The 23,713-nt window shown below is 65.2% G+C and carries 20 protein-coding genes and 2 pseudogenes; 8 read left to right on the forward strand and 14 right to left on the reverse strand.

Features of this window, described 5'->3' with window-relative positions; translation table 11 throughout:
- Position 1: 1 nt before the first annotated feature.
- Positions 2 to 1,705, forward strand: a complete 1,704-nt coding sequence (locus BQ7355_RS08590) for an FAD-dependent oxidoreductase (RefSeq protein ID WP_072415799.1) — start codon at positions 2 to 4, stop codon at positions 1,703 to 1,705.
- A 180-nt stretch (positions 1,706 to 1,885) separates the two neighbouring features.
- On the forward strand, positions 1,886 to 2,560 hold the full coding sequence (locus tag BQ7355_RS08595; RefSeq protein WP_072415800.1) for a Crp/Fnr family transcriptional regulator: 675 nt from the start codon (positions 1,886 to 1,888) through the stop codon (positions 2,558 to 2,560).
- Positions 2,561 to 3,117: 557 nt separating this feature from the next.
- Here the strand turns inward: BQ7355_RS08595 and BQ7355_RS08600 are convergent.
- From BQ7355_RS08600 to BQ7355_RS08620, 5 genes are all read right to left on the reverse strand, one after another.
- Positions 3,118 to 4,065 (reverse strand): L-lactate dehydrogenase, encoded by a 948-nt coding sequence (locus BQ7355_RS08600; protein WP_072415801.1) that lies wholly within the window; start codon positions 4,063 to 4,065, stop codon positions 3,118 to 3,120.
- 148 nt (positions 4,066 to 4,213) lie between these two features.
- Entirely contained in the window at positions 4,214 to 5,443 is a 1,230-nt protein-coding gene (locus BQ7355_RS08605; protein WP_240307367.1) for a glycosyltransferase family 4 protein, read from the reverse strand.
- Positions 5,444 to 5,490: 47 nt separating this feature from the next.
- Positions 5,491 to 6,603, reverse strand: a complete 1,113-nt coding sequence (locus BQ7355_RS08610) for a glycosyltransferase (RefSeq protein ID WP_072415802.1) — start codon at positions 6,601 to 6,603, stop codon at positions 5,491 to 5,493.
- 107 nt (positions 6,604 to 6,710) lie between these two features.
- A complete protein-coding gene (locus BQ7355_RS08615; protein WP_072415803.1) occupies positions 6,711 to 7,877 on the reverse strand; it encodes a pyridoxal phosphate-dependent aminotransferase in 1,167 nt (388 codons plus the stop codon).
- A gap of 146 nt (positions 7,878 to 8,023) precedes the next feature.
- Entirely contained in the window at positions 8,024 to 10,114 is a 2,091-nt protein-coding gene (locus tag BQ7355_RS08620) for an NAD(+) synthase (RefSeq protein ID WP_072415804.1), read from the reverse strand.
- Between the two features lie 333 nt (positions 10,115 to 10,447).
- Between BQ7355_RS08620 and BQ7355_RS08625 the strand changes: the two genes are divergently transcribed.
- On the forward strand, positions 10,448 to 11,401 hold the full coding sequence (locus tag BQ7355_RS08625; RefSeq protein WP_072415805.1) for a hypothetical protein: 954 nt from the start codon (positions 10,448 to 10,450) through the stop codon (positions 11,399 to 11,401).
- A gap of 36 nt (positions 11,402 to 11,437) precedes the next feature.
- Here BQ7355_RS08625 and BQ7355_RS08630 read toward each other — a convergent pair whose 3' ends face one another.
- Both BQ7355_RS08630 and BQ7355_RS08635 read right to left on the reverse strand, forming a co-directional pair.
- On the reverse strand, positions 11,438 to 11,764 hold the full coding sequence (locus tag BQ7355_RS08630; protein ID WP_083581674.1) for an HIRAN domain-containing protein: 327 nt from the start codon (positions 11,762 to 11,764) through the stop codon (positions 11,438 to 11,440).
- Between the two features lie 266 nt (positions 11,765 to 12,030).
- The gene (locus BQ7355_RS08635) at positions 12,031 to 13,254 is read right to left on the reverse strand and encodes a Fic family protein (RefSeq protein ID WP_072415807.1); all 1,224 of its coding nucleotides are present in this window, start codon (positions 13,252 to 13,254) and stop codon (positions 12,031 to 12,033) included.
- Positions 13,255 to 13,488: 234 nt separating this feature from the next.
- On the opposite strand from BQ7355_RS08635, the gene BQ7355_RS08640 reads away from it, so the two are divergent.
- Positions 13,489 to 13,878 carry a (deoxy)nucleoside triphosphate pyrophosphohydrolase gene (locus BQ7355_RS08640; protein ID WP_072415985.1) on the forward strand — a complete coding sequence of 130 codons (390 nt, stop codon included), beginning with the start codon at positions 13,489 to 13,491 and terminating at the stop codon, positions 13,876 to 13,878.
- Positions 13,879 to 13,891: 13 nt separating this feature from the next.
- Here BQ7355_RS08640 and BQ7355_RS08645 read toward each other — a convergent pair whose 3' ends face one another.
- From BQ7355_RS08645 to BQ7355_RS09485, 6 genes and pseudogenes are all read right to left on the reverse strand, one after another.
- Positions 13,892 to 14,539 carry a DUF3427 domain-containing protein gene (locus BQ7355_RS08645; protein ID WP_072415808.1) on the reverse strand — a complete coding sequence of 216 codons (648 nt, stop codon included), beginning with the start codon at positions 14,537 to 14,539 and terminating at the stop codon, positions 13,892 to 13,894.
- Positions 14,509 to 15,246, reverse strand: a complete 738-nt coding sequence (locus tag BQ7355_RS08650) for a DUF8090 domain-containing protein (RefSeq protein WP_072415809.1) — start codon at positions 15,244 to 15,246, stop codon at positions 14,509 to 14,511. Before BQ7355_RS08650 ends, BQ7355_RS08645 begins: the two co-directional genes overlap by 31 nt.
- Positions 15,243 to 15,467, reverse strand: coding sequence for a DEAD/DEAH box helicase (locus BQ7355_RS08655; protein ID WP_072415810.1), 225 nt, complete (start codon positions 15,465 to 15,467; stop codon positions 15,243 to 15,245). Before BQ7355_RS08655 ends, BQ7355_RS08650 begins: the two co-directional genes overlap by 4 nt.
- 149 nt (positions 15,468 to 15,616) lie before the next feature.
- Entirely contained in the window at positions 15,617 to 16,585 is a 969-nt protein-coding gene (locus BQ7355_RS08660; RefSeq protein ID WP_072415811.1) for an IS1595 family transposase, read from the reverse strand.
- A 155-nt stretch (positions 16,586 to 16,740) separates the two neighbouring features.
- Positions 16,741 to 17,328 carry a DEAD/DEAH box helicase family protein gene (locus BQ7355_RS08665; protein ID WP_083581676.1) on the reverse strand — a complete coding sequence of 196 codons (588 nt, stop codon included), beginning with the start codon at positions 17,326 to 17,328 and terminating at the stop codon, positions 16,741 to 16,743.
- Positions 17,329 to 17,519: 191 nt separating this feature from the next.
- A pseudogene (locus BQ7355_RS09485) lies at positions 17,520 to 17,999 on the reverse strand (phospholipase D-like domain-containing protein); the annotation flags it as partial.
- A gap of 176 nt (positions 18,000 to 18,175) precedes the next feature.
- Here BQ7355_RS09485 and BQ7355_RS08675 point away from each other — a divergent pair.
- The 4 genes and pseudogenes from BQ7355_RS08675 to BQ7355_RS08690 all read left to right on the forward strand — a co-directional run bounded on the left by BQ7355_RS08675 (position 18,176) and on the right by BQ7355_RS08690 (position 21,968).
- The gene (locus BQ7355_RS08675) at positions 18,176 to 18,712 is read left to right on the forward strand and encodes a cysteine hydrolase family protein (protein WP_072415814.1); all 537 of its coding nucleotides are present in this window, start codon (positions 18,176 to 18,178) and stop codon (positions 18,710 to 18,712) included.
- A gap of 342 nt (positions 18,713 to 19,054) precedes the next feature.
- The gene (locus BQ7355_RS08680; protein ID WP_072415815.1) at positions 19,055 to 19,465 is read left to right on the forward strand and encodes a peptide deformylase; all 411 of its coding nucleotides are present in this window, start codon (positions 19,055 to 19,057) and stop codon (positions 19,463 to 19,465) included.
- 243 nt (positions 19,466 to 19,708) lie between these two features.
- Positions 19,709 to 20,937: pseudogene (locus BQ7355_RS09405) on the forward strand (uracil-xanthine permease family protein).
- A 95-nt stretch (positions 20,938 to 21,032) separates the two neighbouring features.
- Entirely contained in the window at positions 21,033 to 21,968 is a 936-nt protein-coding gene (locus tag BQ7355_RS08690; protein WP_072415816.1) for a D-2-hydroxyacid dehydrogenase, read from the forward strand.
- Positions 21,969 to 22,242: 274 nt separating this feature from the next.
- On the opposite strand, the gene BQ7355_RS08695 is transcribed toward BQ7355_RS08690, so the two are convergent.
- Positions 22,243 to 23,640 carry a M18 family aminopeptidase gene (locus tag BQ7355_RS08695; RefSeq protein ID WP_072415986.1) on the reverse strand — a complete coding sequence of 466 codons (1,398 nt, stop codon included), beginning with the start codon at positions 23,638 to 23,640 and terminating at the stop codon, positions 22,243 to 22,245.
- Positions 23,641 to 23,713 lie beyond the last annotated feature (73 nt).

Below are 23,713 nucleotides of genomic sequence, written 5' to 3' on the forward strand. Positions count from 1 at the left end.
CATGAAGGTGGTCATCGTAGGAGGCGTCGCGGGCGGCGCATCGGCGGCGGCGCGACTGCGCAGGCTCGATGAGGGCGCCGAGATCGTGATGATCGAGCGCACCGGCTACGTCAGCTATGCGAACTGCGGCCTTCCGTACTACATCGGCGGCGTCATCAAAGAGAAGCGCAGGCTCACCCTCCAGACGCCGGAAAGCTTCCGCGCGCGCTTCCGCATCGACGTCCGCGTGCGTCAGGAAGTCGTCTCGATCGACCGCGCCGCCAAGACGGTCGACGTCCGCAAGCTGGACGACGGCACGGTCTACACCGAGTCCTACGACAAGCTCATCCTCTCCCCGGGCGCCCATCCGACGGTCCCGAACATCCCGGGCACCGACAGCGCGCGCCTTCACACGCTGCGCAGCGTGGAGGACACCTTCCGCATCCGCGAGGCGGTGACGGACGGCGCCGCGCGCAGCGCCACGGTCGTGGGCGGCGGCTTCATCGGCCTCGAGATGGCGGAGAACCTGCGCGAGCTCGGCATCGCCGTCGCCCTGCTCCAGCGCGGCGAGCACATCATGCCCGCGCTCGACGCCGACATGGCGGCCCTCGTCCACAACCGCTTGCGCTCAGGCGGCGTGGACCTGCGCCTCCGCGCGGGCGTGACCGGCTTCGCGGACGAAGAGGACGGCATCGCGACCCTGCTCGACACCGGCGAGCGCATCGTCTCCGACATCGCCATCCTGGCCGTCGGCGTGACCCCCGAGAGCGCGCTCGCGCGGGCGGCGGGCCTCGAGCTCGGCCTGCGCGGGGCTATCCGGACCGATGCCTGCATGCGCACCTCAGACCCGGACATCTACGCCGTCGGCGACGCCGTCGAGGTCGTCCATGCCGTCACGGGCCAGCCCGCCGTCATCTCGCTTGCCGGCCCCGCCAACAAGCAGGGCCGCATCGCCGCCGATGCCATCTGCGGCATCGAGCACCCCTTCACCGGATCCCAAGGGTCCTCGATCCTCAAGGTGTTCGACCTCGACGTCGCCGCGACGGGGCTCACCGAGCGGGCCGCGCAGGCTGCGGGCATCGACTTCGACTCGGTCGTGCTCACCCCGCCCAACCACGCGACCTACTACCCCGGCGGCCACGCCATGACCCTCAAGGTGCTCTTCGAGCGCGGCAGCGGCCGCATCCTCGGTGCGCAGGCCGTAGGTCGCGGTGGCGTCGACAAGCGCATCGACGTGCTGGCCGTCGCCATCCGCGCGCGCATGGACGCCTACGACCTCGCCGAGCTCGACCTCGCCTACGCCCCGCCGTACTCCTCGGCAAAAGACCCGGTCAACATGGCCGGCTTCATGATCCAGAACATCCTCGAGGAGCGCGTGGACAAGGTGACGTGGACGGAAGTGGAACGCGCCGTCGAGACGCCCGGCCCGGATGCCCCGCTCGTGCTCGACACCCGCACCGTCGGGGAATGGGAGCGCGGCCATGTCGAGGGCGCCGCCCACATCCCGCTCGACGAGCTGCGCGAGCACCTCGATGAGCTCCCCCGCGACCGTCGCCTGCTCGTGTACTGCCAAAGCGGCCTGCGCAGCTACGTCGCCTGCCGCATCCTCGCCCAGCACGGGTTCCCCTGCGCCAACGTCGCCGGGGGATACGGGTTTTACGATCAGGTCCTCGAGGGCCGCTATGTCGAGGACTCCGAGGTCGGCCCCTGCGGCATGCGCGCGTAGGGGCATGCCCTCCAACAAGGCGTCCAAGTAGGATACGGGCGGGTCGCTCGAGCGGCCCGCCCATTTGCCGGCAAGGGAGCTCGACGGATGCGACCGGACGATGGCGGCATCAGGATCGCTCGGCTATCGGAAACGCGCCTGAAGCCCTACCATAAGGGCACCGATCAGAATCGAGGTCCCATGGCTCCCAGCGAAACCGAACTCTCGCGCATCCCCTTCTGGAAGCACCTTACCCCAGCGGAGCGGGCCGAGCTCGCCGCCGCAAGCCGCATCGTCGACGTCGAGGCCGGAGTCGCCGTGCAGGGATCGGGTCACGGATGCGCCGGTGTCGTCTTCGTGCGCGCAGGCTCTCTGCGCGCCTCGATGCACGCAGAGAGCGGGCGGCAGATCACGCTGTTCCACGTCGAGGCAAGCGAGTGCTGCGTGCTCGCCGCAAGCTGCGTGCTGCCCATGGTCACCTTCGACATCGTGCTCCAATCCACGGAACGCTCCAGCCTACTTGTCGTCGAGCCGCGCACCTACGCGCGCATCGCCGAGGCCAACGCCCATGTGGAAGCGTTCACGTTCCGCCAGGCGACCGAGCGCTTCAGCGACTGCATGTGGGTCATGCAGCAGGTCCTGTTTATGAGCTTCGATACGCGCCTTGCGATCTTCCTGCTCGATGAGTCGGCGCGCACCGGGTCTGAGGCCCTCAAGCTCACGCACGAGCAGATCGCCCAGCACATGGGCAGCGCGCGCGAGGTCGTCACGCGCATGCTGCGCTACTTCGCCGACGAGGGATATGTCCGCCTGTCCCGCGGAACGGTCGAGCTCGCCGACAAGGCCGCCCTGCGCGCCCTCACCGTCCAGGCATAGTCGCCGCACAGCGTTCGGACTATCCTGTGTCTTTTTTTGCTTGACCCCCTATATTTCTGGACAAATTTGGCAGATATATAAGTCCGCTTGGGCGATCGGTCTCCCCACGAAAGGCCTTCGGCGCAAAAACGCCGGACTTTGCGCCGCAATGCCTCCCGTTAAGTGACATATGTTGCATAACGATGCCGACCACCCTCAGCAAAGCGGCCATTACGGCTGCCCCTTCTTCTATATTTGCCAACAATGTCCGAACATTCAGGGGGTTAAAATTAGATTCGTATATTCTGACCCCTGTTGATGCATGGCCCGCAGTCGTCACCGACCAAAAACGAACGTCACCGAATCCAACCATCTGAATAGGCTCGAAAGGCGCAAGCCCGACATGCCAACCACGTCGAACAACCGATGGACCCGCGGCATCAACATAACCCGCAGCGGCTGGTCACCGCCCGCATCGTCTCAAGACCAGAACAATCGTCCCGCACGGCACAAAAAGGCGGCGACCCGTCGGCCGCCGCCCCCATATAGCAAATTATCAGCTCCCCCGAGCAACGCGCCTACTCGAAATCACACTGATCGATGACGTCCTTCAGAGCGCTCGCGGAACGATGCAGCTCGGCAAGCTCCTCGGCGGAGAGCGAAACGGGGACGCGGCACTCGATACCGTTGCGCCCGACGATCGTGGGCATGGAGATCGCGATATCGGACAAGCCGTACTCCCCCACCATCAGACTGGATACGGGAAGGATGTGCTTCTCGTCCCGCATGATCGCGGTGCACAGGCGCTTGACGGACATGGCGATGCCGTAATAGGTCGCATGCTTCCTGGAGATGATCTCGTATGCGGCGTTCTTCACCTCTTCGGCGATGCGGCGCTCGGACTCCTCATGGTCGAAATGCCCGCGCATCTCGCAGAAGCTGGTAAGGGGCACGCCCGAGACGTTCGCGCTCGACCACACCGCGAGCTCGGAGTCGCCGTGCTCACCGATGATATAGGCGTGGACGTTGCGCGGGTCGACGCCCAGGCGATCGCCCAGGGCATCCTTCAGGCGCGCGGAATCGAGCACGGTGCCCGAACCGATGACGCGGCTCTCGGGCAGGCCGCTCATCTTGATGGCGGCGTACGTCAGCACGTCGACCGGGTTGGAGACGATGAGCAGGATGCCCTCGAAGCCCACCTCGCGGATGCGCGGGATGATGGACTTGAAGATGTTGACGTTCTTGTTGACCAGATCGAGACGCGTCTCGCCGGGCTTCTGGGCGGCACCGGCGGTCACCACGATGATCGCGGCGTCGGCAGCATCCTCGTAGTCACCCGCATAGATCTTCATCGGGCTGGCGAACGGGGCGCCATGGCTGATGTCGAGCGCCTCGCCCTCCGCGCGGGCGTGGTCCACATCGATCAGGACCATCTCGGAGAACAGGCCGCTCTGCATCAGCGCGAAAGCGGACGAAGAGCCCACGAAACCGCATCCGACGATGGCGACCTTCCTGTCGTTGACCATAGCTATCTCCAATCTGGACATCGACCCAACTCGGCCGATAACAAACTATGATCCTATTATCTACCTCTTATAGGATTATATGCTACCGTTCACCGAATACTAAGTCGCACTGTAGAAAGTTTTAGCTTGACGGAAAACCCTATAGCGCCTAGCGCTCCTCGATAAGGCGATCGATGAGCTCGACGGTCTTGCGGTAGGCGTGCGGCCGGTCGAACTGCTCTTCAGCGACCGCCCGGGCACGGGCGCCCATCTGGGCACGGGCATCGGGGGCCGCAGCGAGCTCGAGCAGCGCCGCCGCCAGCGCGTCGGGGCTCTGCGGCTCGACGTTGACGCCGAAGCAGTCCGCCTCCACTTTGGCGGAGAACTCGGCGCTCTTCGACGTGTTGACCATCGGAATGCCTGCAGCGAGATAGTCGCCGATCTTGGTGACGATGCTCTGGGCGGCCTTGCCCACCAAGGAGTTGACCGTGATGTCCGAGGCGCACAGCCAGGCGGCCATCACGTCGTAGGGCATGTAGCCCACCAGCTCCGCGTCGCAACCGGTCTCGGCGACGGCGCGCTCGATCTCGGGACGCGCCGCGCCGTCCCCCAGGAGCTTGAGCTTGATGCGCGGATCGGTCCTCTGCGCAGAGGCTACAGCCCGCACGAGCGTGACCAGGTCGTAGCACGCGCTGAGGGTGCCGGCGTAGGTGATCCACACCTCCCCTTCCGGCTTGACGACCTCGGCGGCATGCGCGCGGGCCCCGGCGTCGAAGGCCGCCAGGTCGTTGCCCACGTACACCGTGATGCTCGGGATGTCGCGCGGACGGTCGGCGAAGGCGCGCGACGCGTACTCGTCGGACGTCCCCACGATCGCGTCGGCGAGGTCGTATGCCGCGCGCGCCTGGCGGTACAGCGGCCAGAAGAGCACATCGGAAACCACGGGGATGTCGAACGCGACCCTGAACGCTTCCGGCCAGAGGTCGTTGACGTCGATCACGAAAGGTATGCCGTAGCGCTTGGCGGCGCGACCGATCTCGCGCGCGACGTCGTTGGGGGGAATCTGGCAGTAGATCAGATCGTAATCGTGGTGCTCGTCGAAATAGGCGCGGGCGCTCTTGGCGGCGATATGGTGCGACCAGATGCGCTGGGGGCAGATATTCTTGGGGTAGCCCGGCTCCTCGATGAATCGAACCGCGAACGCATCGGTGCCGGCATCGAACGTCGCGGCATCGCGGAAGCGCTTGTCCCAATGCTGGAACCGGGAGGTGATGAAATCCACCTCGTACCCAGCGCAGGCAAGCTGCTCGCACAGGAAGGTGTAGCGCGTGGCCCCGCGGACCTCGTCGCCCAGCTTCGCGTCGATGCTGAACACCGCGATGCGTTTCTTCCCAGCCATTGACCGTCCTCTGTCTCGCGCGCGGGGCCTCCCGACGCGGCCGTATCCTATGCGTCGTCCGATGCGGACATGGAACGGCCCCGCTCCGAGCGCCGGCGCAGCACGATGCGCGCGTGCGCGCACACGAAGCCGAGGCCGTTGGTGCGCAGACCGTGGACCGATTCCCCAATAAGATAGGCCAAGTAGCGAAGATTCGAAACCTTGCACGGCTCGATACCCCTCAATGAGCAGAACGTGCGCTTGAGCTCCGCCGGCACCGCGGGCAGCTCGGAGACCAAGCCGGGGTCCATCCTGCCGAACATGTGCTCGATCTTACGCCGGAGCAGCGGATCAGCCAGGCCACCGCGGCCGATGGCGAGGCCCGCATGGCGGAAGCCCACGGTATACAGGGCGGAGCGAACGCCCGCATCGCGGACGCCCAGACGATCGAGCACATCGGCCATGTCCTCCCAGCGCTCGAACGCCAGCGCGGAGGGCTGCCGCGCCGTGGACGACTCGGGAAGGTCCTCGCGATAGCAGTAGAAGCTCTCGTCGGTGTAGACGATGCACTCGGCCTGGGCCAGGGTCTCGATGAGGAACGGGTTGTCCACCCAGCCCGCCCCGGGGACCTCCATGAAGCGGATCGCATGCGATGCCAGGAAATCACGGCGGTAGAGCGCCGACCAGATGCTCGGGTGGTGCATGATGAGGCGCGGGCACTCCGCGAGGGTGAACGCCTCGCCCACCGGGCGCACGCGTTTGTAGTAAGCGCACCGGAACAGCCGCTCATCGGGCGTTCCGGGCATCCACACGCGCCAGTACGCGGACTTGACGACGTCGGGCATGCCCGTACGGCGGGCAAGGCCGAACAGGCTGTCGTACATGCCCGGCTTGAGGTAGTCGTCCGGCTCGACGATGGCGATGTAGGAGCCGCGCGCCTCGTCGATGCCGCGGTTCACGGTGGCGCCGTAGCCCTGGTTGGGCTTGTCCACCACGCGGACACGCGGGTCGGCGGCGGCGTGGGCGCGCATGATGTCGAGCGACGAATCGCTCGACCCGTCGTTCAGCACGATTACCTCGAGCGAACAGGAGCTGTTGGCCTCGATGCTCGTCAGGCATTGGTCGAGATAAGCCTCGGTGTTATAGCACGGCACGATAACCGACACGTCGATATCCGACAAACTCGCTCCTCAGTCGATAGCAAACCGTTCGACGGCGCCCCGCCGCCGCCCCGCCCGGCCCTCGACGCCTGCCGAGGGCCGCGAGCGGGCGAAAGACACGCGAAGGCCTAGCCCCGGATGCCGGCGGCGGCGATGGCGGCCACCGCGTCGCGCAGGCCGGCGGGCGGCAGCACGAGCGCCATGCGCACGTAGCCCTCGCCATGCGGGCCGAAGCTCGCGCCGGGCGTCACGATGACGCCCGCCTTCTCCATGAGCTCCTCGCAAAACGCCATGGAATCGCAGCGGCCGCCGGGCAGCCTCACCCACACGAACATCGAGCCATGGGCGTTCGGGCGCTCCCAGCCCAGGGCCTCGAGGCCGTCGCACAGCGCGTCGCGGCGCTCCTGGTACTTGAGGCGCTGGGCCTCGACCTCGTCGAGCGGGCCCTCGAGCGCTGCGATGGCGGCCTTCTGGATGGGGAAGAACATGCCGAAGTCGATCTGGCTGCGCAGCTTGGCGAAGGCGGCGACCACATCGGGCCGGCCCACGATGAAGCCGATGCGGGCTCCGGTCACGTTGAACGACTTGGAGAGCGAGAAGAACTCGACGCCGACCTCGAGCGCACCGGGGTGCGCGAGGAAGGTGCCGCCGGCCGGCCCGTCGAAGACGATGTCGGAATACGCGTTGTCGTGCACGATGAGCAGGTCGTGCTCGCGCGCGAAGGCGATGATCTCGTCGTAGAGCGCGTCGTTTCCCACCGAGCCCACGGGGTTGGCGGGCAGGGACACGATCATGTACTTGGCGCGGTCGGCGACCTCGGGGTCGATGCCGGCCACGTAGGGCAGGAAGTCACGCTCGGCGTTGAGCGGGTAGTACTCGAGCTTGGCGCCGGCGATCTTGGCTCCCGCCTCGAAGACGGGGTAGCACGGGTCGGGCACGAGCACGGTGTCTCCGGGGTTCAGCAGGGCCAGCCCCAGATGCCCCACGCCCTCCTGCGTGCCGTTGCACGAGGCGACCATATCGGGCGTGATGCCCTCCACGCCGAAGCGGCGGGCATAGTAGTCGCACACCGCCTGCTTGAGCTCGGGCAGATCGCGCAGCGAGTATTTCCACATGGCCGGGTCGAGCGCCGCCTCGCGCAAGGCGGACACGACGTGCTCGTACGGCTCGAAGTCGGGGGTGCCCACGGAGAGGTTGTAGATGGTGCGACCCTGCGCCTCGAGCGCCAGGCGCTTCTGGTTGAGCGAGGCGAAGACCTCGTCGCTGAACAGGTCGAGACGGTCTGCGAACTTCATGGGTCGTCCTTTCCGTTGCGCCCGCGCGAACGGGCTCGCGATGGGACCCGCGCACGGGTCCCCGGTTCACGTCCCGGCGCACGGGACGATTCGGTCATGTCCCTAAGTGTAGCGCGCCGTGCAGGCGCCGGCGCCGCGCTCAGGCGCTACGCCTCGAGCGCCTCGACCTGGTCGAGCCAGAGCGCCGCGGAGGCGTCGCTCGGCATGCGCCAGTCTCCGCGAGGGCTCACGCTCACACTCCCCACCTTGGGACCGTCGGGCAGGCAGCTGCGCTTGAACTGCTGAGCGAAGAAGCGCCGGTAGAAGACGCGCAGCCAGGAGAGGATGACGGCGGGCTCGTAGGCCGGACCGCCGTCTTCGGACGGTTCCGCAAAGGTGCGGCAGGCCATGCGGTAGATCTTCGCGGGCGCGAAGCCGAAGCGCAGCATGTGGTAGAGGAAGAAGTCGTGCAGCTCGTACGGACCGACGAGCTCCTCGGTGCACTGGGCGATCTCCCCGTCACCCGTAGGCGGCAGGAGCTCGGGCGAGACGGGCGTGTCGAGCACGTCGCGCAGCACGGAGGCGATCTGACCACCGAAGGATTCCGCGGCGTGTGCGACGAGATGGCGGACGAGCGTCTTGGGCACGCCGGCGTTGACTCCGTACATGCTCATGTGGTCGGCGTTGTAGGTCGCCCAGCCCAGGGCGAGCTCAGAGAGGTCACCGGTGCCGACAACGAAGCCGCCGAGCTCGTTGGAAAGATCCATGAGGACCTGCGTGCGCTCTCGGGCCTGGGCGTTCTCATACGTGACGTCCGCGACGTCCGGATCGTGCCCGATATCGGCGAAATGCCCGCGGACCGCCTCGCCGATGGGGATGGTCCGGAAGTCGACGCCCAGATGCTCGGCCAGGCGCTCGGCGTTGGATTTGGTGCGCGCGGTGGTGCCGAACCCGGGCATCGACACGGCGTGGACGCCCGTGCGCGGGAGCCCCAGCGCGTCGAAGGCGCGGACGGTGACGAGCAGCGCGAGCGTGGAGTCCAAGCCGCCCGAGAGGCCGATCACAGCGGAACGGGTGCCGGTATGGGCAAGACGCGTCTTGAGGCCGGCGGCCTGCAGGTTGAAGATGGTCTCGCAGCGCTCGGCGAGATCGGACGTCCCCGCCGGCACGAAAGGCTTGCGCGGGGCGACGCGCAGGGTCTCCGCAGCGGAATACAGCGGGTAGATGACCTTCTCCTCGCGCGCGTCCCCCTCGGACGCCGGGGCGCAAAGGCCAACGTCGCCCTCATCCTCAATACAGCTGGAGCCCGAGAACGAGAAGGGAACCTCCAGGCACGCGACGCCGCTGAAGGGCTCGGGGGCCCAGGTGTTGCAGCGGCGGCGCTCGGACATCAGGCGATCGAGGTCGACGTCGACGATGGCCATGTCGCAGGTGAACATGTCGGTCTTGGCGAGCAGCGATCCGTTCTCGGCGATCAGGTTCTCGCCCGAGAAGACCAAGTCGGTGGTCGATTCGCCCTCCCCTGCGTTGGCGTACGCATAGGCGCAGAACAGCCGGGCGGACTGGCCCCGCACCAAATCGCGCCGATAGGCGGACTTCCCGACGATCTCGCTCGAGGCGCTGGCGTTCAAGATCACCGTCGCGCCCAGCTGGGTCGTCATGGCAACGGACGGAGGCTCGGGGACCCACAGGTCCTCGCAGACCTCGACGCCGATGGCCACGTCCTGCATGCCGGGATCGGAGCAGCGGTAGACCATATGGGAGCCGAAGGGAACGTACCCGTTGCCGAACGACAGCCGCACGGAGTTGACGGACGAGGGGTCGAACCAACGCCTCTCGTAGAACTCGCCGTAGCTCGGGAGGTTCTGCTTGACGGTGAGGCCCAGGAGCTTGCCGGCGCAGCAGGCCGCCACGCAGTTGCACACCTTGCTGCCCTGGGCGACGGGAAGGCCCACGGTGAAGAGCATGGGTATGTCGTCGGTGTCCTCGAGCAGGCCCATGAGCGCGACCTCGCAAGCCGAGAGGAGCGCCCGATCGTGAAACAGGTCGCCGCAGGTGTAGCCCGTGAGGCAGAGTTCGGGCAGAACGAGCGCGCCCACCCCCTCGCGAGCGGCGTCGTAGACGCACTCCAAGATCGCGGCGGCGTTACCCGCGATATCGGCGACGCGGATCTTGGGCGTCGCGGCGGCGACGCGGAAGAACCCGTCCCCCGACCCGACGCCGGCGGCGCGCGACCAATATCTGAACAGCTCGTCCATGATGCCCCCATCTCGTTCGTTCGTGCACTCCATTGTAGCGGCCGCGGAGCGATTCGACATCGACGGACCCGGCTCCGCGGCGGGCGCCCGAAGGTGCCGGTGCGCGCCGGCGCGACGGGTGACGAACGCCCGGACGCAGGGAGGGAAACGATGGGGCGGGACATTCTCCACAAGACCTCCCCGTGTGTCGGCTCTTTCTGAACTCTCGAAAACGACGGGGGCGCGAGGACGGTCGGGGTACCACAATCATGGGCACCGCCTCGACGGCACGCGGCATACCGCCGCGCCGCACGCACCTTTTACGCACCACCGCCATGAATCGGAGGCATACCCATGGCTGCACCATATAACGATGAGTACACCGACCGCCAGAAGACGCGCATCTACACCCCCTCGAGCGAGCGCACGCGTTACAACCAGGACGACGCCATCGGCCAGACGCAGGCGATAGCGCCCAAGGAGCGCCTCTTCGACGGCATCTCCGTGCCGCAGATCCTCGCCGGCGCCGCCGCGGCGGCGACCTCCGTGGCGCTGGCGTCCTACATCGGCATCGCCGGCTCGATCATCGGCGCCGCGGTGAGCTCCGTCGTGACCGTCGTCTCCTCCCAGGTCTACCGTCGCTTCCTCACCGCGAGCGCGCGCAAGATCAAGGACGCCGCCCCGCTCACCGGGTCGAACCCGCGCAATGCCGCCGGCGCGGCCGAGGAGACCGTTCGCATGGGCTCGACGCCCGTGCGCGGGGCGCGCATCGCGCCCTCCAAGCTCCAGGCGCGCGCCAAAGCCGAGCGCGAGGCGACGCAGCGCAAGGTCGTCGTGTTCTCCGTCATGGCGGGCCTGCTCGCCGTCGCCGTGTGCGCCGGCGGCATTTGGCTCGCCACGGCGGGCGAGGGCCTGGGCACCAAGGTAGGAGCCGCGGAACCGGCAGAGGCACAGGACGAGGCCGTCACCGAGGACGCACAGTCGCCGAGCGCCGCTCAGGCCCCCTCGGGCGCGGCGGGTACGGGCGCGCCGGCCCAGGCCGATTCAGGCGCACCCACCAGCAGCGATGCCGCAAGCGGCGTAGCTTCCGGATCGAGCGCTACCGACCAGGACGCAAACGGCTCCGGGTCCTCCTCGGGTTCCGGCTCGACGGGAGACTCCACCGCAAGCGGAACGACCGACGGCTCGGACTCAGGTCAGGCGGGCGAAAGCGACACCTCCAGCCAGAGCGGTACGGGCGATACCGCCCAACAGGGTGGCACGACCGGCGATTCCAGCCCGGCATCCAACACGGAGGCGACCGCCTAGCGGGCAAGCGCGGCACCCGTTCGCTGGCGCAACCGGCTAGCGCGCATCCGTCACGCGGATGGAGGCGCGCACCTGTTTCCAGGGATCGTTCTCGGGAGCGACCTGGATGACCACGCACTCGAACGCATCGCCATGGCCGTAGTGGAACATCACCGAGAGCGGCCCCACGGAATCGGCGGGGATGTAGCCCAACATCACGTCCCCGTACTTGACGGCGACGGCATCGGGATCGTAAGGGTTATCCGGCTCGGGAACGAGCGCCAGGGCGTCCCCCACCTTGATCTTCGAAAGCACGAGCGCCCCGTCGTGGTGCTGGAACCCGGCGATATGGAACGTGAACAGATTGCGCGACGGCTCGTACATGGTTGCTCCCATCTCTTGGACGCGGCCGGGCCTGCTTTTGGCGCGGTCACCGACACCGCCCTTGCAGCGCCCCCTTTTGATGCCTGCAATGTACGACCCCGTGCGGACATATTCTGCACCCGGCCGAAACGCAGGGTCGTCCCGTTGCCACCGAGCCGCTACCAAGCGCTCCCCGATACGGAACGGGCTTCTCTTCTGCCGGCATAACGCCACCTCCCGCCGCGCTCCGCTACGCACGGCTGCGTCGACGCGCCCGAAAGATCGTTCTAGCGACCCCCAGAAACCATCCTGCGGATACTCGGGAGGCTCGACGCGTCTTCAAGCACGTCGATGAGCTCGTCCGACTGATAGAACGCCCCGCGATGCTTGTTGCCTATGGGTCGAAGGATGCCGTACTCGCACGCCCTCCCAACCAAGCTTTGCGCCGCGCGCGGCGTGATGCTCAGGTGCTCTGCCACATAGGAGATGCTCACCACCGGCTGCACGGCCAGCAGCGCCGGAAGACGACGGATAGCAGACCCCTTTCGCTCCTCGATCCGCTCCGACCAGCCCGCCATGACCTCATCCAGTTTCACCGCAACGAGTCTCCCCACGACGAGCGCGAGTTCGAGGGCGTCGACGAGCTGCTCCACCACGGCCATCGGGTCGCCTTGCTGGTATGCATCGAGCGACTTCATATAGGCATCGACGTTAGTGAGAAGCCCCGCAGAGACCGGCACCGTGACATGGGAGAGTACACCTGAGCGTCGCAGCATCTTATGAAGCAAAGTGCGTCCTGTCCGACCGTTGCCGTCTATGAAGGGATGAACCGTCTCGAACTGCGCGTGAACGATTGAAGCCTGCACGATGGGATCGAGGTCATCGCGCGATGCGAACGCCACGATATCGTCGAGATACCCCTCCACCCGTGTCCAGGCCGGAGGAACATACCGCGCGCCATGAGGACTGTAGGCGGACCCCCCTATCCAGACCTGCTCTTGTCTGATCTCTCCCCCGAACGCCTCTCCGTCCCGATTAGCTAGAGCACGGTGCACGTCCAAAACCATGCCGATGGACAGGCCCCCTTCGGTGGAAAGCGCTTCTCTCATCGCAGCGACGTTGCCGGCGATCAAGTGCGCGTTTTGAGGCGCTTCGGAGCAAAGCTCAGCAAGCGCGACGTTGCGCACGCTCGACGTAAGGTGCTCTATCTGCGAACTCGCGGAGGACTCGCTTCTCAACAGCAGGGCTGGAAGATCATAGCCCCGCCGGGCCTGCTCGGAATCGAAGCGAGTGATCGAAACCAACAGGTCGGAGATTCGCGCCGAGAGCAACGGGGTGAGCACGACATCGCGATCGGCGATCATGAGCGGAACGGACGCCTCGTATGTGGGCAGCACCTTCCTACGTGCGCTTTTGGGCAGCATCGCCAGCTCGTCGGTGTCTCGCTCCCAAGAGAGGGTCTCGTATCCGATTGCCGGCCACTGCGCCCGATTCGCCCGCTCCGCACCCATACTTCACCTCTCTCTCGACCTTACTATCGGAAGTGAACTTATTTTTACTTCCGAAATCAGCAGTATAACGGAAGTGAATTAGTTTTTGCTTCCGATATAATGCGAGCGCAAGAAGCGAATCCGATGTCACGCGGTCAGCAACGGCCCCCTCAAACATGGCGCGTCGCCCAATTCGATTACGGCGCCCATTGGATCCTATACTGTCAGCGAGACGCATCGAGACAAGAGTGCACCTTGAAGACCATCCACGTGGCGGCAGCCATCATCATGAGCGGCGATAAGATCCTCGCCGCCCAGCGAGGTTACGGCGAATTCAAAGGCGGCTGGGAGTTTCCCGGCGGAAAACTTGAAGCAGGCGAATCTGGCGAGCAGGCGTGCATTCGCGAAATACAAGAAGAGCTCGATGTAGCGACCGAGGACCTTGAACTGCTCTATACCGCAGAGCACGACTATGACTCGTTTCACCTCTCAATGGACTGCTTCACCTGCACCATCGCATCCGGCGAGATACATGATTCCGAACACCAGAACCTACGTTGGCTTGATCGAGACAGCCTCTGGTCAGTCGACTGGCTCCCTGCAGACATCAAGGTCGTTGAAGCTTTGGAGGCCGCCTTCGCATAGGCGAGCCTCTCTCTTACCCGGCGGCCTCGTCCTCATTGAGATCGCTTGTCATGAACTCATAGATATCATGACGGACCGGGCAGTCGAGACGATAGGTGATCTCGACCGCCCTCTTGTTCGCACCTGCCATCACGATGGGATTGAACTCCCCCGTCGGGTACATCTCGCCAAGGAAGTAGAATTCCTTGCTTCCCTCGTCGTTCTTGTTTTTCCTCATGAAGAGATATGTCTTCATGCCGTTGCCCGGCCATGACATCAGGCGTTGGATCTCAGGAGAGTTCAAATCTCGCAGCTGCTTGGAGATCGCGACGAGTTCGCGATCCGACAGGAACCCATCCTCGTATTTGATGGAATCGCTGATCTCGGGGTCTTTGTCATAGTTGATGAAGACTGGATATGTGTTGGTCTTCTTATCGTACTTATAGCCACCGATGTTCTGGCCGTTGACGTTCTTATCCCACTCCAGGAGACGGCAGACCTCCTCGTAGGTGTACTTAGCGAAGAGAACAAAACTCGTGTCCTTATAGATTTCACCGTACGACGCACGATGCCGCGACAACCCAAACTCCACAACCTCTAGAACTTGGCGACGGAACTCCTTATCTCCGAGCGCACGCGCGAAGGCGCCGGTCAGACTGTAACCGTCCTTGTCGACAGCCACCAGGGGAACAAAACCCTACCCGAGGCAAAGTCACCGTAAATCACCGTAAACGCAAAGGCCATCGTGCTTGCCTGGGGCTTCTTCCGGTACGCCGCGACAGCGGAATCGATAAGGTCGATCGATCTTGCCCTTTGGCCGAGAACAAGCTCTCGAAGCATGAAGAGCTCCTCGAAGCGCTTGCCGTTCGCGAGCTTCTGGGAAATAAACTTGAGGATAGAGCATTGAGCCGAATCGAACTCCGTATCGTACACGGACTCATGCTTTCGAAGAAATGCGTGATAGGATCCAAATGTCTTGAAGATGAGCAGAGGGTCGATCGAGCCGTTGCGGTCGAAATCGAGGAGATCGGGAATGCGCCCGATCATCTGCCGAAGATCCGAGTACTCGCCGCGCAGAAACTTGGCAGCAGTGAAGTCTCCCCCGTCGATCGCACGATAGATGCGCGCCTCAAACACCCTATCGAAACTTACGGTTGAAGCGCCAGGAATGATCGCCGATCCCTCCTTGACGATCTTTCTTAACGTATCCTTGTTGTAGGTCTTGTCCCCCGATAGGGCCACAGGAACAAAGAAGTTCTTTTGGTAGTTGCCAATAAAATCAAGCACCAGAGCGCATTCCTTGCCATCCGACTCACGCAGTCCGTGCCCTAGCTGCTGGACGAACACGATCGCCGGCTCCGTTCGTCGCAGCATGATGATCTGATTCACCGATGGTATATCGACCCCCCCTCGTTGAAAATATCAACGGAGAAGATGTATTCGATCTCCCCAGCTCCAAGCCTCGCGATCGCGGCGTCTCGCTCTGCATCAGAATTGCTACCGCTCAATGCAAGCGTTCTGAAACCCCGTACGTTAAACATACGGGAGAGTTCCTCGGCCTCTTCATTCCTATTGCAAAAGATCAATCCGCGGCGGTTCTCCTTGTCCACCGTGTAATCCTCGTTTTTTCGATGATATGCCTGACGCGTTCCTCGGAGACCAGTCGGCCGAACAGCGAGAAATCATCCCTCTCTTCGTAATCGATCGAGAAATCAACGATGCCGAAATCCGAGAGTAGCGAATCGTGCGGGTCCTATACCTACCTTGAGCTGCGGTAATGCGCATCGGTCATAAGCAAATGGCGCATGACCCTTGCCGTTTTGGGCCATTTCTCCTCGTCGCGTCGGACGCGGAACAGGTACACGAACCAGTTCAGGTAGGACTGCAGGTTGCCCTTCTTCATCCCGGGGAAGCGGAATAGGTAGCGCCTGAGCCACGAGCACAGGTTGTTCACGAGCTCCATCGCCTCCAGGTACACAGGGTCCTTCACGTCTGCCTTGTACGCCTCGTCGGTGCACTTGGCGGCCCTCACGAGGCTCATGTGGGCCTTCTCCATGTCGTGGACGATGACGGAACCGGGCGCTATGTGCGACAGCAGCGCGTCCCTGATGCGCCTTGAGGAGGGCTTGCCGTGGCCGCATATGGCCACGACGGCGTTCTTGTAGGCGTCGATGGCCACCGCGATGCAGATCTTGTTCTTCGACAGGCCCCTCTTGGGCACGTAGTCCGCGCTGCGGACGATGTCGGAGTCGGTGAGGTAGAGCTCGTCGATCCAGACGCGCCCCCTCAGCACCAGGCGGTCCTGGTAGCCGTCCACGGTGGCGAAGACGCGGTGGCGCCACTCGAAGGCCGTGGTATGGGCGATGCCGCACACCTCCGCAGCCAGGTCGACCGGCGCGTTGTAGCACATGCAGGTGATGAAGCGCTCCCACACGGGGAGCTCCTTGTTGCTCGACTCGAGCACCGTCCCCGTCAGCGCCGAGAAGGCCTCCCCGCACCTCGGGCACCGCCACCTCTGCCGCCCGGCGGGCGTCTTGCCGTCCCTCGAGCAGTCGGGGAAGCCGCACGACGGGCAGGGCGGGCTCGGGCGCCAGAGCTCGGCGGCCTCGGCGAGGGTCCCGGCTCCGATCAGGGCCCTGCACCTTCTCTCGGCGACTGCGGAGCAGAGGGCCTCGAACCCGTCGGCGTCGAGCGACGAGACAAGGCCCCCGTAGGGGTTTGCGACCATGGCGAATTCCTATCCGCCCAAGCGGCCACCCAGCCAGGAATGTCGCCAAACATAGGACCGGGTGGCCGCTTGGGCAAATCTATGTTTGGCATCCCCATGGTACCCCGAGTGGTGTCAGGCGGGTGCGGTGAGGTTACCGCGACCCGCACGATTCGCTACTCTCGGATGCCGAAATAATGAAATAGAACGAGCATATCGTTTTCTAGAGCGTCTTGTAACGTAATTTGACACGCAATGACATGGTTGAACAAGGCGAACACGTCGTATCCGTCCGTGCGACTCGGCGTAGCCGTCATACCCAACATGAAAGAAGGCTTGAAATAATTCAAAATCGCTTGATAGCTCGACGCACCCGCACGATGCGCCTCATCGATAACGATATAGTCGAAAGCCCGCGGATCGAAATCATCAAGATGCATGCAAATCGTCGAGCACATCGCGAACAGGCAGGTGGCATCCTCGGCGTCAGGGTCGGCTGGATCATACAGGCCATACGAGTAATCGTCTCCCAGAAGGCGGGAATAGCTTTTCATGGATGCCGATAAGATACGTTTGCGATGTGCGAGAAAGAGGATACGGGCAGGCCCCACAACCTGCACATCGAAAGCAGAGAGGTATGTTTTCCCGGTCCCCGTCGCCGAAGCGAGCAGTGCACGCGGCTCGCGGCGTCGATGGAGCACGGAAAGCGCTTCGAGCGCGCTCTTCTGCATGGCGTTGGGCCGAATGTCGGGACTCGATGACATGCAGGACACCGAGGACCTGGGCACGGCTTCAAACGACCGCGCAGCCTTAGATGGAACCAGCCCGTGTTCGCGACGGTGGCACCGTAGGAATCAATCCATTCCGCAGTAAGGTCGACACTCTCGACCGAATCCCATAGCCCGTCGAACTCCGAACGAATCGCATGGATCATCTCCCCGTTTTCATGCGATCTGAACAAGATATTCCACTCTTTGTTGCAGGCCAGGGCAGTCTGGGTGAGATTAGAGCTGCCGAGGATAACGGTAGCCGCTCCATCGGACTCGAAAACATATCCTTTGGCATGCAAGCTGCCCTGATAAACCCGAGTTGTGATATTGCCGTATTCGAGCAGCTTCCCAAACACTGCTGGACTATTGAAATTGAGATACGTCGAGGTGAGAATCCGGCCTTTGATACCTCGATCCCTCAGCTCGGATAGCACCTGAACGAGCATATGCAAACCGGACTCCGCGACAAATGCGACACACAGATCAAACGATTCGCAGGTAGAAAGTTCACGCTTGACAACCGATAGAACGTTCCTGCCGCGCCGCTTGTCATTGGTAACGACCTGAGGGCGATAGCCCTCCTCCGAAGGATATGCAGAATCCAGAAACGCAGTCTTCACGGCAGACAGCAACGCGGTATCGAATGAATCGCTGCGGGAACGCATGGCACTCCGATCTATCGATTGACGCGCCCAGGATAGCAAAACGGACCGACATGCTCGTCATCCACAATGGATCGCTTCGCCAATATGGCCAGATGCCTGTCCGGCGCCCGCAAACAGACATGCTCCCCTACAATGGTCGGGACTATACGAATCCACCACCCACAAAGGAGCCCGCCATGTCCCGCAACTACCTCGTCGTCATCGACATGCAGCATGATTTCGTCGACGGCGCGCTCGGCAGCGCCGAGACCCAGGCCATCGTCGACGCGGTAGCCGCGCGCGCCGCATCCTTCGACGGCACCGTCGCCTTCACCCTCGACACGCACGGCGCCGACTACTCCGAAACCCAGGAGGGCCGCAACCTTCCGGTTCCCCACTGCATCCGCGGCACGCACGGCTGGAATCTCGTCCCCGCCCTCGAGGCCGTTCGCGCCGAGCGCGACGCGCGCGTCTTCGAGAAGCCCACGTTCGGCTCCACCGGACTCGCGCACTGGCTCGCCTCCGAGCACCGCACCGCCCCGATCGACTCCATCGAGCTCTGCGGCCTCTGCACCGACATCTGCGTGGTGAGCAACGCCCTGCTCATCAAGGCGGCGCTTCCCGAGGTCCCGCTCACCGTGAACCCCGCCCTCTGCGCCGGCGTCACCCCTGCCGCCCACGAGGCCGCACTCGCCACCATGCGCAGCTGCCAGGTGCACATCGTCGAAGGCTGACCACCGTTCAGGTCGGCGCTTGAGCCCTCGACGTCAGGACTCAAGCCCCCCCTGCCAACGAGAGGAGCGCGAGATCGCGGCGCATCGTCCTCCACGGCAAGGGGTCGTTTCGACCTCTCGCCCCCGAAGTGAGTGGATTTTTGCGAGACCTTCAGATACGCTTCGTCTAGCTAAAGTACTTATCTGGCCTTTTGACGCTGGATTCGAGCCCATATCACGGGTCTTGCGATACGATCGCGATTTTTCCACTCACTTCGGGGGCGAGAGGGCTCACCAACCCCCCCTCCTCCACCTCTTATCGCCCAGAGATGCCAAGATGCCACCGAACACCTGGAGAACCCCATGATCCGACCGATCGTCACGTCCCCGCTCATGCTGCGCCTGCCGTCCGAAGACGCCACGCCCGCCGACGCCGCATGCGGTCAGGACCTGCTGGACACGCTCGCCGCCCATACGCACGAGTGCGTAGGCCTCGCCGCCAACATGATCGGGCAGCGGCGGCGCATCATCGCCGTCGACGACGGGGGCGCCCCGCTGCTCATGTACAACCCAACGATCCTCGAGCGCAGCGGCCCTTACGAGACACGCGAATCCTGCCTCTCGCTCACGGGAGAGCGCGAGACCGTACGCTACCGCACGATCAAGGTCACCTACCTCGACGCGGACTTCCGGCCTCGCACGCGCGTCTTCCATGGCTTCACCGCCCAAATCATCCAGCACGAGGTCGACCACTGCAACGGTATCGTGATCTAGGCGAAAGTCTCCTCGTGCGGGTGCGGGCCATCACCGCACGCCGTCGCCCACGTATCATTTTGTTTCGCGACCCCGAGCGCAGCTTCCCTCCGTTACAGTAAAACGGATATCGATTCGACACCCTAAGGAAGGAACCTTGTGACCCAACAGGGCAGCGCCCTCTTCCGGTGCCAAGGAAGCGCGCCCGTGCACAGCGTCATCCCCTTGGCGCTCCAACACGTGCTCGCCGCCTTCGCCGCCATCGTGACGCCCACCATCATCGTGGCGGCCGTCTGCGGCTTCACCCCAGAACAGGAGGCGCGCATCATCCAGGCCGCCCTGCTGCTCTCCGCCCTCGACACGCTCCTGCAGCAGTTCCCCCTGTTCGGGCGCATCGGCTCGGGCCTGCCCATCGTCATGGGAGCGAGCTTCACCTTCGTCCCCGCGTTTCGCGCAATCGGTGTCGACATGGGCTTCGAGACCGTGCTCGGCGCGCAGATCGTCGGCGGCGTCCTGGTGATGGTCTGCGCGGCGCTGTTCCGCCGTATCCGGTTCCTGTTCCCGCCCGTCGTCATGGGCACCGTGATCTTCGTTATCGGGCTCTCGCTCTGCCCGGTCGCCGTCAAGTCCATGGCAGGCGGCGAGGGCGCGGAGACCTTCGGCTCGCTCGCCAACTGGATCGTCGCCCTCACCACCTTCGCAGTCACCTTCGGCGTGGGCACCTACGCCAAGGGCACCCTCAAGCTGGGCGGCATCCTGCTCGGCATGGTGGGCGGCTTCGCGCTCGCCTGCGGCATGGGCATGGTCGACGTCTCCGGCGTCGGCAGCGCCTCCTGGTTCTCCCTGCCCGCGTTCATGCCGTTCGAGATCGTGCTCGATCCCGCGGCCTGCGCCATGATCGGGGTGGTCTCCATCGTCAACATCGTCCAGGTCATGGGCGAGCTGTCCGCCGTCACCTCGGCGAGCATGGACCGCGAGGCGACCGATGCCGAGCTCTCCGGCGGCATGATGGCCACCGGAATCGTGGGCGCCGTCGCCGCGCTCTTCGGCCCATCCCCACGGTCACCTACGGCCAGAACGTGGGCATCATCGCCGAGAACAAGGTCGTGAACCGCTCCGTCTTCACCCTCGCCGCGGCCATCCTGCTGGCAGCCGGCCTGCTGCCCAAGTTCGCCGCGCTCCTCACCGCCATCCCCCAGCCCGTCATCGGCGGTGCGACGATCGGCGTCTTCGCCACCATCGGCATGAACGGCGTCGTGATGTTCGCCCGCGAGGGCCTCTCCCAGCGCGACACCACCCTCATGGGGCTCGCGGTCGCCTTCGGCATCGACATCGAGCAATCCGTCGGCGCGCTCGCCGGAGCCGGCATGCCCGCATGGGTGAACACCGTGCTCGGGACCTCGTCCATAGGCGTCGCCGCGGTCGTCGCGGTGGTCCTCAACCTCATCCTTCCGCGCGAGGCGCCCGCCGGGGACGCCGGCGCCCAGGAGTAGGCCGCACGACGCGACGCCGGGCCGCCCGACGGCCCATCCGGCCGCACGGAGCGCCCGACCTCCCCTTCGAGACCACTAGCAAAGGAGATACACCCATGAACGTACTCAGCCTGCTCCCGTTCGACGATACCCAGCGGGCGGCCCTCATGGCCGGCGCGCCCGCCGCGACGTTCGTGCACGCCTCGCGCACCGACGTCACCGACGACCAGATCGCCCGCGCCGACGTCATCGTGGGCAACCTCGCCCCGAGCCGCCTCGCCGCCGCGACGAACCTCAAGCTGCTGCAGCTCAACTCCGCCGGCTACGACAAGTACTCAGGCCCCGGCATCCTGCCCGCGGGCGCGCAGCTCGCCTCGGCGGTGGGCGCATACGGCCAGGCGGTCTCCGAGCACATGTTAACGATGCTCCTCTGCCTCATGAAGCGCCTGCACACCTACCGCGACGACCAGCGCGCCCACGAGTGGACCGACCGCGGCCAGGTGACCACGCTCGCCGGTGCGCGCGTGCTGGTGCTGGGCTGCGGCGACATCGGCAACCACTTCGCCCGCCTCTGCCGCGCGATGGGCGCCGAGGTCCACGGCGTGCGCCGCGGCCTGGGCGCCGCACCGGAGGGGTTCACCGCAGTCCACACCATGGACGAGCTCGACGCCCTGCTTCCCGAGCAGGACGTGGTCGCCTCCTTCCTGCCCAGCAGCCCCTCCACGAAGGGGCTTGCCGACGCCGCCTTCTTCGCGAAGATGCGCGCCGGGGCGTACTTCGTCAACGGCGGACGCGGCGACCTCGTGATCCAGGAGGACATCATCGCGGCGCTCGAGAGCGGGCACCTCGCCGGAGCGGCGCTCGACGTCACCACGCCCGAGCCGCTTCCCGCCGACCACCCGCTGTGGGACGCTCCGGGCGCGTTCGTGACGCCGCACGTCTCCGGCCAGTTCCACCTGCCGGTCGTGCTGGACAACATCGCCGCGATCGCAGCCGAGAACATCGCCCACGTCGCAGCAGGCGAACCCGTCCGCAACGCCGTGGCCCTGTAGGAGGGCGCACCGGGAACAGGGCGCCGGCCATATCGGCGGCCCCGCCCCATCTGCCTTGTTCGACGAAGACCGCAAGCGCCCTCGCATCCCCAACGGATGCGAGGGCGCTTCGCGTTATCGGATGGATGCCTGTCGCGCAGGCGGATCCATCGGAGCGTGCCAGGAGCCTCATCGGTCGCGTCGCCGTAAGCCGGCCCCGCGCGGTACGCCCCCGCACTGCGAGGCCGGAGGCGGAGCGATCGTGCGACGGCAGCAAGGCAAGCCGCACCGGCGCCTACGCCCCGAGCGTGACGACCTCGGCCCCCTCGATGCGGATATCCGCCGCGTAGAACGCCTCGAGCGCGCGGATGGCGAGGGCGACGTCGTGCGACCCGGCCGTCTCACAGCACGAATGCATCGCGAGCTGGGCGCAGCCCACGTCGACGGCGTGCAGGCTCACCTGCGTGTTGGAGATGTTGCCGAGCGTCGAGCCTCCCGCCATGTCGCTGCGGTTCGAGAAGGCCTGGTAGCGGACGCCGGCATCGTCGAGGATCCCCGTGAGCACCGCGCGGCTGAAGGCGTCCGTGCAGTAGTGCTGGTTGGCGGCCTCCTTCACCACCAGCCCGCCGTTGAGGCGCGGGCCCGCCAGCGGATCGGCGAGCTCGGGGTGCGCCGGATGCACGGCATGGGCGTTGTCGCAGCTCACCAGCATCGAGGCGGACAGCGCGCGCAGGTAGTCCTCCGCACCGAAACCCAGGGCCGCGTTCACGCGGGAAAGCGTGTCGACGAGAAGCGTCGATGCGGCCCCCTGCTTGGTCTCCGAGCCGACCTCCTCGTTGTCGAAGCACGCGAAGACCGTCACCGCCGAGGCGTTGGACGCGGCGACGAACGCCTCGAGCGACGCGTAGGCGCACATGAGGTCGTCCAGGCGCGGCGCCGAGATGAACTCGTCGATGGCTCCCCACACGCGCCCGGCATCGCGGACGGCCAGGAACAGGTCGCGCGCGATCACCTGGTCGGGTGCGACCTCCAGCGCATCGGCGACGAGCAGGTCCAGCGACCCCGCCGCGAGGTCGCCGACGGAGACGAGCGGAAAGAGGTCGCTCGCGCGGTTGGGAGAGAAGGCCTTGTTGACGTCGCGGTTCATATGGATCGCGAGGCTCGGGATGAGCGCGACGTCGCGGTTGAGGGCCACCAGGCGGCTCTCGATGCGGCCGCCCTCCCGCACGAGCGCGCGGCCGGCGAGCGTGAGCGGGCGGTCGAACCACGTGTAGTCGATCATGCCGCCATACGCCTCGGTGTCCAGGCGCAGCGACCCGCCCGCCCCCTCGACCTCGGCGGCGGCCTTCACCTTGAACGTCGGGGAATCGGAGTGGGATGCGGCGAGCTGGAAGCGGTACGGGGCCCGCCTGCCGTCCGAGACGGCGGCGCCCACGGCGGGCGCCGGGACGTCGGAACCCACCCGCCACGCGATGACGCTCGAGCCGTTGCGCTGCGTGTAGTACGAACCGCCCGGGACGACGGACCACGCGGCGCCCTCCGGAAGATAGGTGAAGCCGGCCGCGTCCAGGCGCTCGCGGATGCGCGCCGCGGCGTGAAACATCGTGGGGCTGGACTCGATGAACTCGATAAGGCCGCGGGCGGCGTCCATGTCGCCCGAATCCGCCGGGGCCCCACCCCGTGCTCCAAACATCGCCATCGTGACTCCCTTCTGCGCGCCCGTGCGCGCCGATCTCGAATGCAACCAGTCTAGCGCGCGCCGCGTC

The organism is Collinsella phocaeensis (genome assembly GCF_900119895.1).
Lineage (GTDB): Bacteria > Actinomycetota > Coriobacteriia > Coriobacteriales > Coriobacteriaceae > Collinsella > Collinsella phocaeensis.

Excerpts from the sequence above, each read along its gene's own strand:
- BQ7355_RS08635 (WP_072415807.1), bottom strand. The coding sequence starts at position 13,254 with ATGGGTGCGGAGCGGGCGAATCGGGCGCAGTGGCCGGCAATCGGATAC.
- BQ7355_RS08665 (WP_083581676.1), bottom strand. The coding sequence starts at position 17,328 with ATGTCATCGAGTCCCGACATTCGGCCCAACGCCATGCAGAAGAGCGCG.
- BQ7355_RS08620 (WP_072415804.1), bottom strand. The coding sequence starts at position 10,114 with ATGGACGAGCTGTTCAGATATTGGTCGCGCGCCGCCGGCGTCGGGTCG.
- BQ7355_RS08600 (WP_072415801.1), bottom strand. The coding sequence starts at position 4,065 with ATGGTCAACGACAGGAAGGTCGCCATCGTCGGATGCGGTTTCGTGGGC.
- BQ7355_RS08615 (WP_072415803.1), bottom strand. The coding sequence starts at position 7,877 with ATGAAGTTCGCAGACCGTCTCGACCTGTTCAGCGACGAGGTCTTCGCC.
- BQ7355_RS08590 (WP_072415799.1), top strand. The coding sequence starts at position 2 with ATGAAGGTGGTCATCGTAGGAGGCGTCGCGGGCGGCGCATCGGCGGCG.
- BQ7355_RS08625 (WP_072415805.1), top strand. The coding sequence starts at position 10,448 with ATGGCTGCACCATATAACGATGAGTACACCGACCGCCAGAAGACGCGC.
- BQ7355_RS08595 (WP_072415800.1), top strand. The coding sequence starts at position 1,886 with ATGGCTCCCAGCGAAACCGAACTCTCGCGCATCCCCTTCTGGAAGCAC.
- BQ7355_RS08630 (WP_083581674.1), bottom strand. The coding sequence starts at position 11,764 with ATGTACGAGCCGTCGCGCAATCTGTTCACGTTCCATATCGCCGGGTTC.
- BQ7355_RS08695 (WP_072415986.1), bottom strand. The coding sequence starts at position 23,640 with ATGTTTGGAGCACGGGGTGGGGCCCCGGCGGATTCGGGCGACATGGAC.
- BQ7355_RS08605 (WP_240307367.1), bottom strand. The coding sequence starts at position 5,443 with ATGGCTGGGAAGAAACGCATCGCGGTGTTCAGCATCGACGCGAAGCTG.
- BQ7355_RS08675 (WP_072415814.1), top strand. The coding sequence starts at position 18,176 with ATGTCCCGCAACTACCTCGTCGTCATCGACATGCAGCATGATTTCGTC.
- BQ7355_RS08690 (WP_072415816.1), top strand. The coding sequence starts at position 21,033 with ATGAACGTACTCAGCCTGCTCCCGTTCGACGATACCCAGCGGGCGGCC.
- BQ7355_RS08660 (WP_072415811.1), bottom strand. The coding sequence starts at position 16,585 with ATGGTCGCAAACCCCTACGGGGGCCTTGTCTCGTCGCTCGACGCCGAC.
- BQ7355_RS08680 (WP_072415815.1), top strand. The coding sequence starts at position 19,055 with ATGATCCGACCGATCGTCACGTCCCCGCTCATGCTGCGCCTGCCGTCC.